Genomic DNA, 17,273 nt, shown 5'->3' on the forward strand with positions numbered 1-17,273 from the left:
GCAAAATGGAACCGCGGTTACGCTAAAGCAAACAAGCCGAGGATAACCTCAGGCGATCACCACTGATTGCCTATGCGTTTGCTGATCACCTTGTCGCCCACCTTGATCCCAAGCGACTTCGCACGGCCCGCATTGAGCTCCAGCACAAATTTCACCGGCCCGCGCGAATCGATGATGTCACGCGAATAGGGCACCGCGTTCTCGCGGATGTGCGAGATCGTGCCGTCACCCTGGATGAACAGCATGTCGAGGGCGAGGATAGTGTTCTCCATCCACATCGAGACTGGCCGCGGCATGCCGAAATCGAAGAGCATGCCGGCATCCGGCGCCATCACCTTGCGGTACATCAGCCCCCGCTCGCGCTGGGCATCGGTAAAGGCCAGATCGACGGAGAACTTGTAGGTCTGGCCGGCTGCCGTCCTGATCGAAAGCTCGTCGCGTGGAAACGTCACATCCTGGGCAACCGCGCTGCCCGCCAAGATGAGAAAAAGCGCCGCAAGGGCGCTTTTCAGAAACGATGGAAACAAGAAACGCATCAGTGCGACCGGCTCACGGGATTGGGATTGTCGGGGTGGATCTCTGCCGCCATCAGGCCCTTGTCACCCGGTCCGAAACGCACCAGCACGACCTGGCCCGGACGCAGCTCGGTAAGGCCGAAGCGGCGCAGCGTTTCCATGTGGACGAAGATATCTTCCGTTCCCTCGCCGCGCGTCAGGAAGCCGAAACCCTTGGTGCGGTTGAACCATTTCACCAGAGCCCGTTCAAGGCCGCTGGTTGCAGTCACCTGGACGTGGGTGCGCACCGGTGGAAGATCCGAGGGGTGGACGGCGGTGGACTGATCCATGGACAGGATGCGGAACGCCTGATAGCCGCGGTCCCGTTTCTGGATCATCGCGACGATGCGCGTGCCTTCCAGAATGGTCTGGTATCCGTCTCGACGAAGGCAGGTCACGTGCAGAAGCACATCCTGCATGCCGTTGTCGGGAACAATGAAGCCGAACCCCTTCGCCACATCGAACCATTTGACGACGCCAGTGATTTCGATCAGCTCGACCGGCTCGCCCGGGAGCTCTTCGAAACTGCCAACGTCTTTCGATGACATTCTGTCTGCCATATCCTGTCGGCCCCTCGATTACGCGTTACGACGTGACGATCAACTGATTCTTAGAGGATAGATTAACATCCTGCTAACCATCTAGCGCAAGTCCCTGCCTTGGCTTTATCCACCTTCATCTCTATATAGAGTGGCTTGCTCCAGGCTGGCGTCTGCGCCATATCCAGCAAGGACCCGAACGCGGTCTATCGACGACTGGATTTATCGGAGGAAGACACCATAATGCGTTATCTTCATACCATGGTCCGGGTGAAAGACCTGGACGCCTCGCTTCATTTCTACACAACCGTTTTCGGCCTGAAAGAGGTCCGGCGCATCGACAACGAGAAGGGCCGCTTCACGCTGGTCTTCCTCGCTGCCCCCGACGATCTCAGCGAAGCCAAGGACGTTCTCGCCCCCTGCGTCGAGCTGACCTACAATTGGGACACCGAGGATTATACCGGCGGTCGCAACTTCGGTCACCTCGCTTATGAGGTCGATAACATCTACGATTTCTGCCAGCACCTTTCCGACAACGGCATCACCATCAACCGTCCGCCGCGCGAAGGCCGGATGGCCTTCGTCCGCTCGCCGGACGGCATTTCCATCGAACTCCTCCAGAAGGGCGACAACCTGCCGGTCGCCGAACCCTGGGCTTCAGCTCCGAATATCGGCAGCTGGTAAAACTTTTCAACGCGGCGGCTTCCTTTTTATTCAACCGCCGCGTTCTTTCTCCAGCCTTGCCCCAGGCTGACGTCACCTGCCCCGGCCGGCTTGTCCATGGCGCTCTTCCGCGAGATGCTTGGGCACGATGATTCGCGGCATGACGCCCGCGATAGGAGCCGACGGGGCATGCCTTTGCCAAAAACACCTTTCCTGTGTTCGAACGCCCGCATGACGCTGGCAATCGTCTGCCTTTCCGCGCTGACGATCAGCGGCTGCACCACCACGAAAAAGACCGCTGACGCCACGACGCCGGCACCGCGCACCACGGTGGCGGCGAGCGCCAAGGGCATCCCTGCCAAGGGCGGTATCACGGCTTCGAACCGCCGTGCCGATCCGGCCATCCCCAAGGCAGAGGCGCAGTCAGCCCAGGCACCGGCCGCAGCCACGCAGGCCGCCGTTCCCACCGCGGAAAATACGTTCCCGCCGGCACCCGCACAGCCGCAGCAGGCCTCGATCGCCGGCCTTTCGACGCAAGCGACCGGCGTGCGCGCCGATAGCGGCACGATCTTTTCGGCGAACCCGCCGATGGCTGCAGCCGCCCCATCCGGCAGCGGACCGGTTCCGGCCAATCTGCCGCGGCGGAATTTCAACGCCACCACCGCCAGCGTCTACAGCATGCCGCAGGCCATGCCCGCCGCAACCTGCGGGACCGACGCTCAGGGCGCTCCTTTAAGCTGCTGATTTGACGCTATTTTCATTCAAACAGCCGGCGCCGGAAAAGCCGTCATTTTTTTGTAAAAAAGATGGCTTTGGCGCTTGCGGGAAAGAAATCCCCTCTCTATAAGAGCGCCACGAAGCGCAGGCGCCCTTCGTCTATCGGTTAGGACACCAGATTTTCATTCTGGGAAGAGGGGTTCGACTCCCCTAGGGCGTGCCACTTCCATCTCCCCAAGCTTTTGTTTTCGTTTCCGTATCCAGCTTCCGCGCGCCGTTTTTCAGCCGCGTGATTTTTTGCGTTCGCAAGCGCTTAAAAATGCAATTTTGCGCTTGCGGGATAGAAACACCCTGACTATAAGGGCGCCACCACGAAGCGCACGCGCCCTTCGTCTATCGGTTAGGACACCAGATTTTCATTCTGGGAAGAGGGGTTCGACTCCCCTAGGGCGTGCCACTTCCTCTCTCCGCAAAAGCAGATTCTTCCCCAAAAACCGGATTTCTTCCTATGGCGCCTTCACAGCGTCGAGCAGGCGAAGCTGCATCCGGCGGGTGCCTTGCCATTGATCGGCCGTGAGGCATCCTGCAGCGTGGATCTGCGCGCCCCTCGAGTTCAACAGCATGTTGCCGAGCGGCGTTTCCGCAGCCCGGAAGGCGATCCCTTCAAGACGCGAGCCGTCGGCTGCCTCCAGCGTCACCTTGATATGCGCCGTGCCAACGAGGCGGGCATCCTTCAAACGGTGGGCGGGGATGGCAAAGACAGGCTGGGAATGGCCCGAACCATAGGGGCCAGCCTGTTCGAGCTGGTCGAAGAGTTCGAGCGTCGCGCCGGAGGCCGAAAGCGCGCCGTCGATCTTCAGCACGTGATTGGCAACCAGTGCCGGTACGCCCTCGCCCGCCATTTCCTCGAAGAAGGCGCGCAGGCGGCCGAGATTGCTGCGCTCGACCGTCAGTCCGGCCGCCATGGCGTGGCCGCCGCCCTTGACGAGCAGGCCGGTATCGACGGCCGCGCGGACCATGCGGCCCATGTCGAAGCCGTTGATCGAGCGGCCGGAGCCGGTACCCTTGCCGGAGGGATCGAAGGCGATCGCGAAAGCCGGCCGCTTGAATTTCTCCTTCAGCCGCGCCGCGATCAGCCCGACGATGCCGGGATGCCATTTGTCGCGCGCCGTGACGATGACGTTGGCCCCCTCGCCGTTGCCGTATTCGGCCAGCACTTCGGCTTCCGCCTCTGCGAGCATGGCCGCCTCCATGGCCTGCCGCTCGCGGTTGAGCTCGTCCAGCCGAGCGGCGATCACCTCCGCCTCGATCGGATCCTCCAGCGTCAGCAGACGGCTGCCGAGCGCCGCATCGCCGATCCGTCCGCCCGCGTTGATGCGGGGGCCGATCAGGAAGCCGAAATGATAGGGCGTCACCGGGCCACCCAGCCCCGCCTTGCGGAACAGCGCCGCAAGCCCGGAATTGCCCATATGGCGGGCCGCAATCAGACCCTTGACCACGTAGGCGCGATTGAGCCCCTTCAGCGGCACCACATCGCAGACGGTCGCCAGTGCCACGATATCGAGCCAGGCGAGCAGGTCGAGCGATCTGGCCCGCGGGTCGCCGCTTTCACGCAAATGCCGCGCGGCCGCGACCAGAACCAGGAAAACGACGCCCGCCGCGCAGAGATGACCCTGGCCGGAAAGATCGTCCTCGCGGTTGGGGTTGACGAGCGCCAGGCACGGCGGCAGTTCGTGGCCGAGCTGGTGATGGTCGATGACCACGACGTCGCAGCCTTCGTCGCGGGCCGCGGCAAGCGCATCATGGCTGGTGGAGCCGCAGTCGACGGTGACGACGAGGCGCGCACCATTGGCGATCAGCTGGCGGATCGCCGTCGGATTAGGGCCGTACCCTTCGAAGATGCGGTCGGGAATATAGATTTCCGCCTCGACGCCGAAATGGCGGAGGAACCGGTAGAGCAATGCCGAAGAAGACGCGCCGTCGACGTCGTAGTCGCCGAAGATCGCGACCTTTTCCTGCCTGGCGATCGCGTCGGCGAGCCGGTGCACCGCCTTTTCGCAATCGGTGAGCGTGTAAGGATCCGGCATCAGCGAGCGGATCGTCGGGTCGAGGAAGGCCGGGGCATCATCGAGCGCCACGCCGCGACCGGCAAGCACCCGGGCGACGAGATCGGGAATGCCGTGGATCTGGGCGATCGCCAAGGCCCGGTTCTGGGCTGCCTGATCGAGACGCGATACCCACCGCTGATCGCCCGCGGAGCGTTCGACGCCGAGGAATGCGCGCGGGACGGGATCAACCGTTTCCGCCGAGGATGAAAGCGCGGAGAAAATTCTGGTCATGGAGCGCTTCTAGCGTATCGCGGGTGCGGGAGGAATCGATTTGACGAGATCGGCGGATGGATCGGGCCGTCTTTCGATTGGCGACCCATCACAGCAGCGACCAGACAAATGCCGAGCCGCTGATGCTGGCCGCAGCCGCGAAGAAGACAAGCAGGAAGGCAAAACTCCATCGCCCGTCAAAACCGTCGCCGCTCGCCTGATCGTTGGCGTGGACAAGACGAACGGGCCGGCAGCCATGTGGCCTGGGTCGGGCCTCGCCGAGTTGCAGCCGGTACCCCTTGTTCCGCGTGCTGATTTTCCGCGTATCCATAGCCCGCGTATTCATAGCGATCGCGCAAGCCTCCTCGACGGTGATTGCCACTGACAATCTACGTCCGGAGGCCCCTCAGCAGCCAGTCGAGGAGCCTCTGCGGCATTCGTTTTCGCAGACGTTCTCGAAAGGTTCCTGCGTTTCCCACAGAAAACAGCAGGATCGGCTTTGGAGCGCTGCCGTTTTTAGAAAGCCTTGGGTCGCTCGATGCGAATCACCTGGGGCTCGCCGACGAGATAGTTCTCGGCCTTGATCGCATCGACCGCCTTGCGGACCGAATCCTCGGTGGTCGCATGGGTGACGAGAATGATCGTCTTCGGCGTGTCGGTCGCGGCATCCGGCTTGGGGCGCTGCATGATCGATTCCAGCGAGATTCCGTTCTCCGCCATGCAGGCGGCGATGCTGGCAAAGACACCGGTGCGGTCGGCGACCGTCAGGCGGATGAAGTAACCGCCCTCATGGCTCTGCATGCGGGCGCGCTTGTAAGGCGCCAGGGAAGCAGCCGGGGTGCCGAGGACCGGAACGCGCTGCGCGCCCGGGCTGCTCTTGGCGATGTCGGCGATATCGCCGAGAACGGCAGACGCGGTCGCATCGCCTCCGGCGCCGGGGCCGACCATCAACAATTCGCCGAGGATATCGGACTCGATCGCCACCGCATTGGTGACGCCATCGACCTGGGCGATGACCGAGTCATGCGGCACCATGGTCGGATGTACGCGCTGCTCGATGCCGCTGTCAGTCAACTGGGCGACGCCGAGCAGCTTGATGCGGTAACCGAGGTCGGCCGCGGCGTGGATATCCTCGATCGAGATATTGGTGATGCCTTCGAGATAGATCTCGTCGGCGGCAATCTGCGTGCCGAAGGCAAGCGTCGTCAGGATGGCGAGCTTGTGGGCCGTGTCGTTGCCCTCGATGTCGAAGGCCGGGTCGGCCTCGGCATAACCGAGCCGCTGGGCTTCCTTGAGGCAATCGGCAAACGACAGGCCTTCCTTTTCCATCCGGGTCAGGATGTAGTTGCAGGTGCCGTTCATGATGCCGTAGACGCGCGACACCGTGTTGCCGGTCAAGGACTCGCGAAGCGCCTTGATGACCGGAATGCCGCCGGCGACGGCCGCTTCGAAATTGAGGAGGACGCTCTTTTCTTCGGCGATCCTGGCGAGTTCGACGCCGGAGGCGGCAAGCAGCGCCTTGTTGGCCGTCACCACATGGAGACCGCGGGTCAGCGCTGCCTTGACGGAATCGGCGGCAGCGCCCGAGGCACCGCCTATCAGCTCCACGAAGACGTCGATATCGGCCTCAGCGGCCAGCCTTTCAGGCGTGTCGAACCAGGTGATGCCGGAAATATCGATACCACGGTCGCGGGACCTGTCGCGTGCCGTGACCGCAGTAATCTCGATCGCACGGCCGCATGTGGTCGCCAATTCGTTCGCGCGGTTCTGGATGATCCGGACGAGGGAGGCACCCACAGTGCCGAGACCCGCAATGCCGACTTTGAGGGCATCTGCCATGCTATTCTTCCTGATTGCCTGGGAGGTGGCGGCCCGCATGGGCCGCCGGAAATGCTGGTCCGATCAGCGGCGCGTGTTGAGCGAGATGACGTTGTGCATCGTCTCGTCGGCGGTCGACAGGAACTTCTTGATGCTGCGTGCCGCCTGGCGGATGCGGTGTTCGTTCTCGACCAGCGCCAGACGAACATAGTCGTCGCCCATCTCGCCGAAACCGATGCCCGGTGCGACCGCGACGTCGGCCTTTTCGACGAGGAGCTTCGAGAACTCGAGGCTGCCGAGGTGGCGGAACTTTTCCGGGATTTTCGCCCAGGCGAACATGGTGGCGGCCGGCGGCGGCACTTCGAAACCGGCCTTGCCGAAGCTGTCGACCATCACGTCGCGGCGGCGCTTGTAGACGTTGCGGACTTCCGCGATGTCGGAACCGTCGCCGTTGAGCGCATGGGTCGCGGCAACCTGGATCGGCGTGAAGGCGCCGTAATCGAGGTAGGATTTTACGCGGGTCAGCGCAGAGATCAGCCGCTCGTTGCCGACCGCAAAGCCGATGCGCCAGCCGGGCATGGAGAAGGTTTTCGACATCGACGTGAATTCGACGGCGATATCCATCGCGCCCGGCACCTCCAGCACGGACGGTGGCGGCTCACCTTCGAAATAGATTTCCGAATAGGCAAGGTCCGACAGCACGATGATGTCGTGCTTCTTGGCGAAGCTCACCACCTCTTTATAGAAGTCCAGCGAAGCGACATGCGCCGTCGGGTTGGACGGGTAGTTGAGGATCAGCGCCAGTGGCTTCGGGATCGAATGCTTCACCGCCCGTTCGAGCGGCGGGAAGAAGCTGTCGTCCGGCTCGACCGACATGGAGCGGATCACGCCGCCAGCCATCAGGAAGCCGAAGGCATGGATCGGATAGGTCGGGTTCGGGCAGAGGATCACGTCGCCAGGCGCGGTGATCGCCTGCGCCATGTTGGCGAAGCCTTCCTTGGAGCCGAGCGTCGCAACGACCTGGGTATCCGGATTGAGCTTCACGCCGAAACGGCGGGCGTAATAGGCCGCCTGGGCGCGGCGCAGGCCGGGAATGCCCTTGGAAGAGGAATAACGGTGGGTGCGCGGGTCCTGTACCACTTCGCACAGCTTGTCGACGATCGCCTTCGGGGTCGGAAGGTCGGGATTGCCCATGCCGAGATCGATAATGTCCGCGCCACCCGCTCGCGCGCTGGCCTTCAAACGGTTGACCTGTTCGAAGACGTATGGCGGCAGGCGTCGGACTTTATGAAACTCTTCCATCTTTCTCCCCGTGGAGGGCGCGCAACGTCAGACGCGACGCGCCGGTGTCGCATGATTGGCGATTTTTTGCTTTGCGACCAAAAACGCCGAAACGCAAGTGCTAATTGCCGATACCGATCGCCTAGATGATCTGGTTTGTCCGGACTATTTGGCGATATTGGCCAATGCGTCCTTGCCGTGCTCGGCGGCGAGCTTGCGGTATTCGGCGACCCGGCGCTGATATTCGGCTTCCGAGATCGAGCCCGACCTGCGCAGGCGGGCGAGCGACGCAAGGCGCGGTTCGGTCTTGTTGTAATCCTCGTCCTCGATCTGCTCGGCCGCAGCGCGCAGCGTCGGATCGAAGCTCGGATAGGTGCCGGTGTTCTGCCTGGTGACAGGGCCTGGCGGCGGCGCAGTCTTGTTCTGGACGATGACGGCCGGCGGTGCGGTGTTGGGAATACCGTCATCCAGAGCAAAGGTGTTGCCGTTGCAGCCGGCCAGCAGAGAGAGCGCGCCAAGACCGATGAAAAGCGGTAAGCTGCCGACCCGATGCCTCAGTTTTTCCATTTCCGTAACCCAGTTTCCGTCATCGGCCAATGCACCTGAAGGCGCCGATCGCTGGCACTTGTATTCGCTTTCAGGCACAATGTACAAACGAAAACAACCAACAAACTGTGGGGAGGCTGCGCGTGGCGGAAAAGACCGACGATAAAGGGCAGGCCGGACAGGAATTTCCGGGATTCGACCCCAAATCGGTCGAGGCCTACGTGGTCAAGGACCCGCAGGCGCTCGCCATGAACTTCGCCCGGGCGCTTGAAAATCTCGGCAAGGCGGCATCGGAATGGCTCGGTCCGCGCGAACGCGGCGAGATCGGCGATTCGGTCGCAGACCCGGTGACCGATCTCGTGAAGACCCTTTCCAAAGTCACCGAATACTGGATTTCGGATCCGAAGCGGACGCTCGAGGCGCAGACCCTGCTCTTCTCGAGCTATATCGGCATCTGGACCCGCACTCTCGGCCAATTCTCCGGCCAACCGGTCGCCCCCGAAGCCGATACCCTGCCGAAAGACAAGCGTTTCGCCGACGACGACTGGATGAAGAACCCGTTCTTTGCCCTCCTGCGGCAGCTCTATCTGGTCACCGCCTCCTGGGCCGACAAGCTGGTCAACGAAGCCGAAGGGCTCGACGAGCACACGCGGCACAAGGCCGCCTTCTACGTGAAGCAGGTGACGGCAGCCCTTTCGCCGGCCAATTTCGCGCTGACCAATCCGGAAGTCTATCGCGAGACGGTCGCCAGCAACGGCGCCAACCTGGTGGCCGGCATGAAGATGTTCGCCGAGGACATCGCCGCCGGAGGCGGCGATCTGAGGCTGCGCCATACGGACGCGACCAAGTTCGCGATCGGCCGCAACATGGCGCTGACGCCGGGCAAGGTGATCGCACAGAGCGAGGTCTGCGAGGTCATCCAGTACGAACCATCCACCGAAACCGTGCTGAAGCGCCCTCTCCTCATCTGCCCGCCCTGGATCAACAAGTTCTATATTCTCGACCTCAACCCGCAGAAAAGCTTCATCAAGTGGTGTGTCGATCAGGGCCACACGGTGTTCGTGATCTCCTGGGTCAATCCGGATGAGCGGCATGCAAGCAAGGACTGGGAATCCTACATGCGCGAGGGGATCGACTTCGCGCTGACGACGATCGAGAAGGCGACCGGCGAAAAACAGGTCAACGCGATCGGTTATTGCGTCGGCGGAACGCTGCTTGCCGCCACCCTTGCCTATCATGCCCAGAAGAAGAACAGCCGCATCGCATCGGCGACCTTCCTCACCACCCAGGTGGATTTCACCTATGCAGGCGATCTCAAGGTCTTCGTCGACGAAGAGCAGATCGCCGCCATGGAAAAGCAGATGAACGCGGTCGGTTATCTCGACGGTTCGAAGATGGCGACCGCCTTCAACATGCTGCGCGCTTCCGAGCTGATCTGGCCCTATGTGGTCAGCAACTACCTGAAGGGCCAGGAACCGATGCCCTTCGACCTGCTCTACTGGAATTCCGACAGCACGCGCATGGCGGCGGCCAACCATGCCTATTACCTGCGCAACTGCTATCTCGACAACAACCTGAGCAAGGGCCAAATGAAGCTCGCGGGAAAGACGATCTCGCTGAAGGACATCAAGATCCCGGTCTATAATCTCGCCACCCGCGAAGACCATATTGCCCCGCCGAAATCGGTCTTCCTCGGCTCCTCGCTGTTCGGCGGACCTGTGGATTTCGTGCTGACCGGTTCGGGCCACATTGCCGGCGTCGTCAACCCGCCCGACAAGCAGAAGTACCAGTACTGGACCGGCGGCAAGGCCGAAGGCCAATACGAGGACTGGATGACGAGCGCCGAAGAGAACAAGGGATCCTGGTGGCCGCACTGGCATGCCTGGGTCGAGGCCAAGGACGATGAGCGCGTGCCTGCCCGCAAGCCGGGCGGCAAGGCGTTGAATGCGATTGCCGATGCGCCCGGCACCTATGTGCTGGAACGCATCTGATCCTATTCGCAGATGCGCTTCGATCCCCCACTGGTGCCTGCCACCCTCCTGCAGCGCTACAAACGTTTCCTGTTCGACGCCGTGCTCGAGGATGGCACGCCGTTTACCGGCTCCTGCCCGAATACCGGTTCGATGCGCGGGCTGACGACGCCGGGCTCGAAAATCTGGGTGTCGCTGCATGACAGCCCGACCCGCAAATACCGGCACATGTTCGAGATGGTCGAAGTGGACGGCGAGCGCGTCGGGATCAATACCGGCCTGCCGAACCGGCTGGCGGAAGAAGCGATCCGCGCCGGGCTGATCCCGAGCCTTGGCGGCTATGAGACGATCCTGCGCGAACAGCGCTACGGCCGCAATTCCCGCATCGACTTCCTGCTTCAGGGCGGCGACCTGCCGAATGCCTATGTAGAGGTGAAAAACGTCCACTTCTGCCGCGAGCCGGGGTTGGCGGAATTTCCCGACACCGTGACCAAGCGCGGCGCCAAGCATCTGGAGGAACTGGGCGACATGGCGGAGGCCGGTCACCGCGCGGTGATGGTCTATCTCATCCAGCGCCACGACTGCTCGCGTTTCCGCATCTGCGGAGATCTCGACCCTTTCTATGCGCTCGCCTTCGAGCGTGCCAAATCCCGCGGCGTCGAGGCCTATGCCGTCCATTGCCGCGTTTCACCGGAGGAAATCGCGCCCGCGGGGCTGATCGCCATGGACGAACGGGGCTCGGCTGTTTTATGAACAGAGAGATTGCGAGAGAAGAACCATGGTCAGCTATATCGAGGCGGTTTCCGCCCCCCTGAAGAATACGGGTGCGATCCGCCTCTACAGTGCGGACGATTTTGCCGGCATGCGCAAGGCCTGCCTGCTCACCGCGCGCTGCCTCGACGAGCTTGCAACGATCGTGCGGCCCGGCGTCACCACCAACGCGATAGACCGCTTCGTCTTCGAGTTCGGCATGGACCACGGCGCGCTGCCGGCGACGCTGAACTATCGCGGTTATACGAAATCCTCCTGCACCTCGATCAACCATGTCGTCTGCCACGGTATTCCCGACGACAAGCCGTTGCGGGAAGGCGATATCGTCAATATCGACGTCACCTATATCCTCGACGGCTGGCACGGGGATTCGAGCCGCATGTATCCGGTCGGGCAGATCAAGCGAGCTTCCGAGCGCCTACTCGAAGTCACCTATGAATGCCTCATGCGTGGCATCGAGGCCGTGCGTCCCGGCGCCCGTACCGGGGCGATCGGCGAAGCGATCCAGACCTATGCGGAAGCGGAACGCTGCTCGGTGGTGCGCGATTTCTGCGGCCATGGCGTCGGCCGGCTTTTCCACGACTCGCCGAACATCCTGCATTACGGCCGCGCCGACGAAGGCCCGGAGATGAAGGAAGGGATGATCTTCACGATCGAGCCGATGATCAATCTCGGCAAGCCGCATGTGAAGGTGCTGTCCGACGGCTGGACGGCGGTCACCCGCGACCGGTCGCTGTCAGCGCAATACGAACATGCGATCGGCGTCACTGCCACCGGCTGCGAAATCTTCACCTTGTCGCCCGGCGGTTTCGACCGACCCGGCCTGCCACCGCTTTCGAGGTAACGGATGGCCAGCCGCTCCGCTCCTCCACCGGACGAACAGACGTCCTTCACCCAGGACGAGCGCGGCTTTTTCGCCGAACAGCTGACCAAGCCGAAAGCCATCAAGAAACCGGCCTCGATGGACGACGAAGAGCCGGGCGCGCATTACCACGGTCACCGCGAGCGCCTCAAAACCAAGTATCGCGAACATGGCGACACCGGGCTTGCCGACTACGAAATCCTTGAACTCCTGCTGTTCCGGTCGATCCCGCGCCGCGATACGAAACCGCTTGCCAAGGCGCTGATCGCCCGGTTTGGAACGCTTGCCGGCGTTCTGGGAGCGCCGCTCGGATTGCTGCAGGAGGTCAAGGGCGTCGGCGAAGCGGTGGCGCTCGACCTGAAACTCGTCGCGACCGTCGGTCATCGGATGCTGAAGAGCGAGCTGCGCGGCAAGCAGGTCCTGTCGTCGTGGTCTTCCGTCATCGATTACTGCCATGCGATCATGGCCTACGAGCCCCGCGAACAGTTCCGCATCCTCTTCCTCGACAAGCGCAATGCGCTGATCGCCGACGAGGTGCAGGGCCATGGTACCGTCGACCATACGCCGGTCTATCCGCGCGAAGTCGTGCGCCGGGCGCTTGAACTGTCGGCCACCGCGATCATCCTCGTCCACAATCATCCGAGCGGCGACCCCACCCCTTCCCGCGCCGATATAGACATGACCAAGACGATCGTCGACACCGCGAAACCCCTGGGTATCACGGTGCACGACCACATCATCATCGGCAAGGACGGGCATGTCAGCCTGAAGGGTCTCAGGCTGATCTGAGTTCCCGCAGCCTCAACCGGCGAAATAAGCTTCCCGATCGAGATCGGCGAGCAGTCCCGGTCCGGTGGGTTCCCAGCCGAGCTGTTCCCGGGTAGCTGCGCTTGAAGCCCGGTTGTCGATTTCCGCGAAATGTGCAAACCAGCCGAAATGTTCGGCAGCCTCGTCGCGGGTCTCTGCGACAACCGGCAGGTTCAGGCGTTTTCCGATCACGCCCGCGATGTCCCGGAACGGAATGCCCTCCTCCGCAACCGCATGATACCGGGCGCCCGCGACACCCTTTTCCAGCACGAGCCTGTAAAGGCGGGCGGCATCGAACCGGTGCACGGCGGGCCACTGGTTGGCCCCATCGCCGACATAGGCTGAGGCACCTTTCTGACGCGCCATGTTGATGAGGATCGGGACGAACCCATGGTCGCCGTCGCCATGCACCGAAGGCGGCAGGCGGATGACCGAGATGCGTGGGCCTGACGTCACCGAAAATGCCGTCTGTTCCGAGACGCGCGGAACTGGCGAGCCGGAGGCGGGCGGCGTTTCTTCGGTCGCCAGCTGGCCCGGCGACAGAAGGCCGGTGCCGGACGTGACGATCAGAGGACGGTCGGTGCCAGCGAGTGCGTTGCCGAGCGCTTCGATGGCGCACCGGTCGATCTCGCAATTTTCCTTAAATTTCGAGAAGTCGTGGATGAAGCCGGTATGGATGACGGCATCCGAGGCGGCAGCTCCGCTTTTCAGGCTGTCCAAATCCTCCAGCGTGCCGCGATGGACGTCGGCGCCGGCGGTAGTCAACGCTGCGGCGGAAAAATCCGAACGGGCAAGGCCGAGAACCTGATGGCCCGCCTCGATTAGTTCCCTGACGACGGCCGAGCCGACAAACCCGGTCGCGCCGGTTACAAAAACACGCATGACTGTCCTCTTCAGTTGTCTGACGAGGCTGTGATAGGGTTTTCCAAATGGCGAAAAAGCCGTGACGTTTTACCGGTATACGCACTAACAGGCTGAGCATGCCGACACTTGAGGACGAAAACCTTCTCGGAAACTATCTGAAGGACCGCCGCGCGAAACTTAGCCCGGCCGCGTTCGGCATTCCTTCGACGCGCAGGCGCACGCCCGGTCTCCGACGCGAGGAGGTGGCGCAGCGCGCCAATGTCAGTGCCACCTGGTACACCTGGCTCGAACAGGGCCGCGGCGGCGCTCCTTCCGCGGACGTGCTGGACCGGCTCGCCAAGGCACTTTCGCTGAACGACGCCGAGCGCGAGCACCTTTTTCTGCTGGCGCAGCACCGGCCGCCCGAAGTGCGATACGAACACTCTGAACCGATCACGCCGCAGCTGCAACGGGTGCTGGATTCGCTGGAGTTCAGCCCGGCTATCGTCAGGACAGCGCTGTGGGACGTCGTCGCCTGGAACGATGCCGCCGCGACTACGCTCACCGACTATGCGAAGCTTGCGCCGGAACAACGCAACATCCTGAAACTTCTGTTCGGCAATTCGCCTGCCCGCGCGCATATGATCCATTGGGAGAGAGATGCCCGCTCCGCGGTCGCGGCTTTCCGGTCGGAAGCGGCACGGGCCGGAAATACAGAAAAAATCCAGGCGCTTGTCGCCGACATCAGCCGATCGAGCCCGGAATTCGAGGCCATATGGCGGGACTACGCGGTTCAGAACTACGGAGAAGGTCTCAAGCACGTCCGCCATGCGACGGCAGGAGACCTCGCACTCGAATATTCATCCTTTGCCGTGGATGGCCGACCTGATCTGGGCCTGGTTATTTTCACGCCGGCAACCGTTGACGATGCGGAGCGGCTGAAGGCGCTGATCGCGAGCCGCAGGGCGGCCAGATAACCGCCGTTTCGTGACCACTCACGTCACCTGCACCATATGGCCTTCGGAAACCTCGCGATACTGGCGCGCCGGCGGCTGGAAACCCATCGGGCGGACCGGGCTCTTCAGCTCGTCGTTGGAAATGCCCCGGCGGATGCCGCGGCGGGCCGGATCCGGCACGGGAACGGCGGCCATCAGCTTTTTCGTATAAGGATGCTGCGGGTTGTCGAAGACCGCGGCGCGCGGGCCGATCTCGACGATCTCGCCGAGATACATCACAGCGACGCGATGGCTGACGCGCTCGACCACCGCCATGTCATGGCTGATGAACAGGAAGGCCAGATTGAGGCTCTGCTGCAGGTCCAGCAGCAGGTTGCAGACCTGCGCCTTGATCGAGACGTCGAGCGCCGAGACGCTTTCGTCGGCGACGATCACCTTCGGATCGAGGGACAAAGCACGGGCGATGGCGATGCGCTGGCGCTGGCCGCCGGAGAACTCATGCGGATAGCGGCCCGCCATGTCGGGCGACAGACCGACCTTGCGGAGAAGATCGGCGGTCTTTTCCTTGGCGTCCTTCGCGTTGCCGAGCTTGTGCTTGACGAAGGGTTCGGAGATTGCGGCGCCGACCGTCATGCGTGGGTTGAGCGACGAGAACGGATCCTGGAAGATCATCTGGATGGTCTTGCGCATATTGCGCAGGCCGGTCTGATCGAGGCGCAGGACATCGTAGCCGTCGAGTGCCACGTCGCCGCCGGTCGGCTCGATCAGCCTCATGATCGAGCGGCCGGTCGTCGACTTGCCGCAGCCGGATTCACCGACCAGTGACAAGGTCTCGCCCTGGAAGAGATCGAAGGAAACGTTCTCGACCGCGTGGACCGCCCCTGTCTGCGTTGCAAAGAGGCCGGAGCGGACCGCGAAGCGGGTAACGAGGTTCTTCACGGCCAGAACCGGGGTCTTGCGGGTATCGACGGTACCGGCGACTTCCTTCGGCTCGGCGGTCTCGCCAGTATTGATGTCGACGACCGGGAAACGCGTCGGCCATTTGCGGTTCTGCATCGAGCCGAGCCGCGGCACGGCAGAAAGGAGCGCACGGGTATAGGGATGTTTGCCGCGATGGAAGATTTCTTCGGTGGGACCGCTCTCGACCGCCTCGCCGCGATACATGACGATGGTGCGGTCGGCGATCTCGGCGACCACGCCCATGTCATGGGTGATGAAGAGGACCGACATGCCCTCCTCTTCCTGCAGAACCTTGATCAGGTCGAGGATCTGTCCCTGGATGGTGACATCGAGCGCGGTGGTCGGTTCGTCAGCGATCAGCAGCTTCGGCTTGGAGGCAAGCGCCATGGCAATCATGACGCGCTGGCGCATGCCGCCGGAGAACTGGTGGGGATAATCGTCGAACCGGGCGCCGGCATTCGGAATGCGGACCTTTTCAAGGAGCCGCACGGTTTCCGCTCGTGCCTGCGATTTCGATAAGCCCTTGTGGCGCGTCAGGACTTCCGAGATCTGCCGTCCGATCGTGAAGATCGGGTTGAGCGAGGTCATCGGCTCCTGGAAGATCATCGAGGCATCGTTGCCGCGCACCCCGCGCATCTCCTTTTCGGAGATCGCCAGGAGATCCCGGCCCGAGAGCAGGATGCTGCCTTCGATGCGGCTGGTATTGGCCGCCAAAAGCCGCATGATCGACAGCGAGGTGACGCTCTTGCCGGAGCCGCTTTCGCCGACGATCGCCACCGTCTCGCCCGGGTGCACGTCGAAGGAGACGTCGCGGACGACGCTTTTCCATTCGCCGTCGACCAGGAAGGATGTCGTCAGGTTCCTGACGGAAAGAACAGGAGTCTCGGTCATCAGTGCTTCCGTCATTGGGGCTTCCAGGGGGTGGCAAAGGAGGCCGATGCGCGGCCTTCCGCCTCGCGGGCGGCTTCCAGCTCGGCGATCTTCTGGTCGATGATCCGGCGGTCGATCATGCCGTGCGGGTTTTCGCGGGTGGGCATGGTTTCGGCGACATGCAGGAAACGCTCCTGCGCCACCGCGTAGAGCCGGCGCAGTTCGCCGAGCGGATCGGCGTGGTCGTCGGCGTTGATGCGCAGCCAGGGATAATCCTGATCGCGATAGAGAACCATCGCGGCGGACTGCTTGCCACGCTTGTCGCCGCCGGCTGCCTCTCCGGCATCCATGGCCGTGAGCAGGCGTTCGGCGAGCGGCGCGCCTTCGGCCGCCTTTTCCTTGTAGACCCGCAGCGTCTCGGCGATCACCTGCGGTCCGGCCAGCATGTTGCCGGCAACCGAGACGTTGTCGTCGACCAGATGGCCGGCCCAATCGACGCAGATCTCGCCGGTATAGGCGGCATTGCGGCCATTGGCGTCGATCAGATGAAACTGGCGCTGGCGACGGCCGTCATCGCGCGCCGTCATTACCTCGATGATCTCTTCCGGCGATTTGCCCTCTTCCAGAAGCTTCAGTCCGTCGGTGCCGTAGAGCGGGCTGACAAAGGCCTGGGTGGCGACGGCGCCCACCCTGCCCTTGATATGCGGCACCGCGGCGCCGACCGCAAAGAAGCGGCTGGCAACCGAGATCCCCAAGTGACCCGTCTCCGGATCGCGCGCGACAATGGACCAGGTCATG

17 protein-coding genes and 2 tRNA genes are annotated in these 17,273 nt (G+C 62.7%); 9 read left to right on the plus strand and 10 right to left on the minus strand.

Features of this window, described 5'->3' with window-relative positions; translation table 11 throughout:
• Positions 1–56: 56 nt before the first annotated feature.
• Complete coding sequence (locus tag J2857_RS09690) at positions 57–536, minus strand: DUF192 domain-containing protein (RefSeq protein ID WP_210009872.1); 480 nt, start codon at positions 534–536, stop codon at positions 57–59.
• The gene (locus J2857_RS09695) at positions 536–1,114 is read right to left on the minus strand and encodes a cold-shock protein (protein WP_037084473.1); all 579 of its coding nucleotides are present in this window, start codon (positions 1,112–1,114) and stop codon (positions 536–538) included. The genes J2857_RS09690 and J2857_RS09695 overlap by 1 nt, the downstream gene beginning before the upstream one ends.
• Positions 1,115–1,336: 222 nt before the next feature.
• On the opposite strand from J2857_RS09695, the gene gloA reads away from it, so the two are divergent.
• The 4 genes from gloA to J2857_RS09715 all read left to right on the plus strand — a co-directional run bounded on the left by gloA (position 1,337) and on the right by J2857_RS09715 (position 2,930).
• Positions 1,337–1,777 carry a lactoylglutathione lyase gene (gene gloA / locus J2857_RS09700; protein ID WP_046608935.1) on the plus strand — a complete coding sequence of 147 codons (441 nt, stop codon included), beginning with the start codon at positions 1,337–1,339 and terminating at the stop codon, positions 1,775–1,777.
• Between the two features lie 168 nt (positions 1,778–1,945).
• Positions 1,946–2,500, plus strand: coding sequence for a hypothetical protein (locus J2857_RS09705; RefSeq protein ID WP_210009873.1), 555 nt, complete (start codon positions 1,946–1,948; stop codon positions 2,498–2,500).
• Positions 2,501–2,621: 121 nt separating this feature from the next.
• A tRNA-Glu gene (locus J2857_RS09710) sits at positions 2,622–2,696 on the plus strand.
• A 159-nt stretch (positions 2,697–2,855) separates the two neighbouring features.
• Positions 2,856–2,930, plus strand: a tRNA-Glu gene (locus J2857_RS09715).
• A 49-nt stretch (positions 2,931–2,979) separates the two neighbouring features.
• On the opposite strand, the gene recJ is transcribed toward J2857_RS09715, so the two are convergent.
• The 5 genes from recJ to J2857_RS09740 all read right to left on the minus strand — a co-directional run bounded on the left by recJ (position 2,980) and on the right by J2857_RS09740 (position 8,457).
• Positions 2,980–4,812, minus strand: coding sequence for a single-stranded-DNA-specific exonuclease RecJ (gene recJ, locus J2857_RS09720; protein WP_210009874.1), 1,833 nt, complete (start codon positions 4,810–4,812; stop codon positions 2,980–2,982).
• Positions 4,813–4,900: 88 nt separating this feature from the next.
• Positions 4,901–5,137, minus strand: a complete 237-nt coding sequence (locus J2857_RS09725; protein WP_210009875.1) for a hypothetical protein — start codon at positions 5,135–5,137, stop codon at positions 4,901–4,903.
• A gap of 170 nt (positions 5,138–5,307) precedes the next feature.
• Positions 5,308–6,630: a homoserine dehydrogenase gene (locus J2857_RS09730; protein ID WP_210009876.1), complete on the minus strand. Its 1,323-nt coding sequence runs from the start codon at positions 6,628–6,630 to the stop codon at positions 5,308–5,310.
• A gap of 63 nt (positions 6,631–6,693) precedes the next feature.
• Positions 6,694–7,911: an LL-diaminopimelate aminotransferase gene (locus tag J2857_RS09735; protein ID WP_210009877.1), complete on the minus strand. Its 1,218-nt coding sequence runs from the start codon at positions 7,909–7,911 to the stop codon at positions 6,694–6,696.
• A 144-nt stretch (positions 7,912–8,055) separates the two neighbouring features.
• Positions 8,056–8,457 carry a hypothetical protein gene (locus tag J2857_RS09740; RefSeq protein WP_210009878.1) on the minus strand — a complete coding sequence of 134 codons (402 nt, stop codon included), beginning with the start codon at positions 8,455–8,457 and terminating at the stop codon, positions 8,056–8,058.
• A 122-nt stretch (positions 8,458–8,579) separates the two neighbouring features.
• Here J2857_RS09740 and J2857_RS09745 point away from each other — a divergent pair, with 122 nt between their 5' ends.
• The 4 genes from J2857_RS09745 to radC are packed head-to-tail and all read left to right on the plus strand — an operon-like array spanning position 8,580 to position 12,828.
• The gene (locus J2857_RS09745) at positions 8,580–10,427 is read left to right on the plus strand and encodes a PHA/PHB synthase family protein (protein WP_210009879.1); all 1,848 of its coding nucleotides are present in this window, start codon (positions 8,580–8,582) and stop codon (positions 10,425–10,427) included.
• A 12-nt stretch (positions 10,428–10,439) separates the two neighbouring features.
• Complete coding sequence (gene sfsA / locus J2857_RS09750) at positions 10,440–11,159, plus strand: DNA/RNA nuclease SfsA (RefSeq protein ID WP_210009880.1); 720 nt, start codon at positions 10,440–10,442, stop codon at positions 11,157–11,159.
• A 25-nt stretch (positions 11,160–11,184) separates the two neighbouring features.
• Complete coding sequence (gene map, locus J2857_RS09755) at positions 11,185–12,021, plus strand: type I methionyl aminopeptidase (RefSeq protein WP_210009881.1); 837 nt, start codon at positions 11,185–11,187, stop codon at positions 12,019–12,021.
• A 3-nt stretch (positions 12,022–12,024) separates the two neighbouring features.
• A complete protein-coding gene (gene radC, locus J2857_RS09760; RefSeq protein WP_210009882.1) occupies positions 12,025–12,828 on the plus strand; it encodes a RadC family protein in 804 nt (267 codons plus the stop codon).
• A gap of 12 nt (positions 12,829–12,840) precedes the next feature.
• Here the strand turns inward: radC and J2857_RS09765 are convergent, their stop codons facing one another.
• Positions 12,841–13,728 (minus strand): SDR family oxidoreductase, encoded by an 888-nt coding sequence (locus J2857_RS09765; RefSeq protein ID WP_210009883.1) that lies wholly within the window; start codon positions 13,726–13,728, stop codon positions 12,841–12,843.
• 98 nt (positions 13,729–13,826) lie between these two features.
• On the opposite strand from J2857_RS09765, the gene J2857_RS09770 reads away from it, so the two are divergent.
• Positions 13,827–14,666, plus strand: coding sequence for a helix-turn-helix transcriptional regulator (locus J2857_RS09770; protein WP_210009884.1), 840 nt, complete (start codon positions 13,827–13,829; stop codon positions 14,664–14,666).
• Positions 14,667–14,684: 18 nt separating this feature from the next.
• Here J2857_RS09770 and J2857_RS09775 read toward each other — a convergent pair whose 3' ends face one another.
• On the minus strand, positions 14,685–16,496 hold the full coding sequence (locus J2857_RS09775) for an ABC transporter ATP-binding protein (protein WP_210009885.1): 1,812 nt from the start codon (positions 16,494–16,496) through the stop codon (positions 14,685–14,687).
• Between the two features lie 11 nt (positions 16,497–16,507).
• Complete coding sequence (locus J2857_RS09780) at positions 16,508–17,272, minus strand: DUF1028 domain-containing protein (RefSeq protein ID WP_210009886.1); 765 nt, start codon at positions 17,270–17,272, stop codon at positions 16,508–16,510.
• Position 17,273: the final 1 nt, after the last annotated feature.

Source organism: Neorhizobium galegae (assembly GCF_017877055.1).
Lineage (GTDB): Bacteria > Pseudomonadota > Alphaproteobacteria > Rhizobiales > Rhizobiaceae > Neorhizobium > Neorhizobium galegae_D.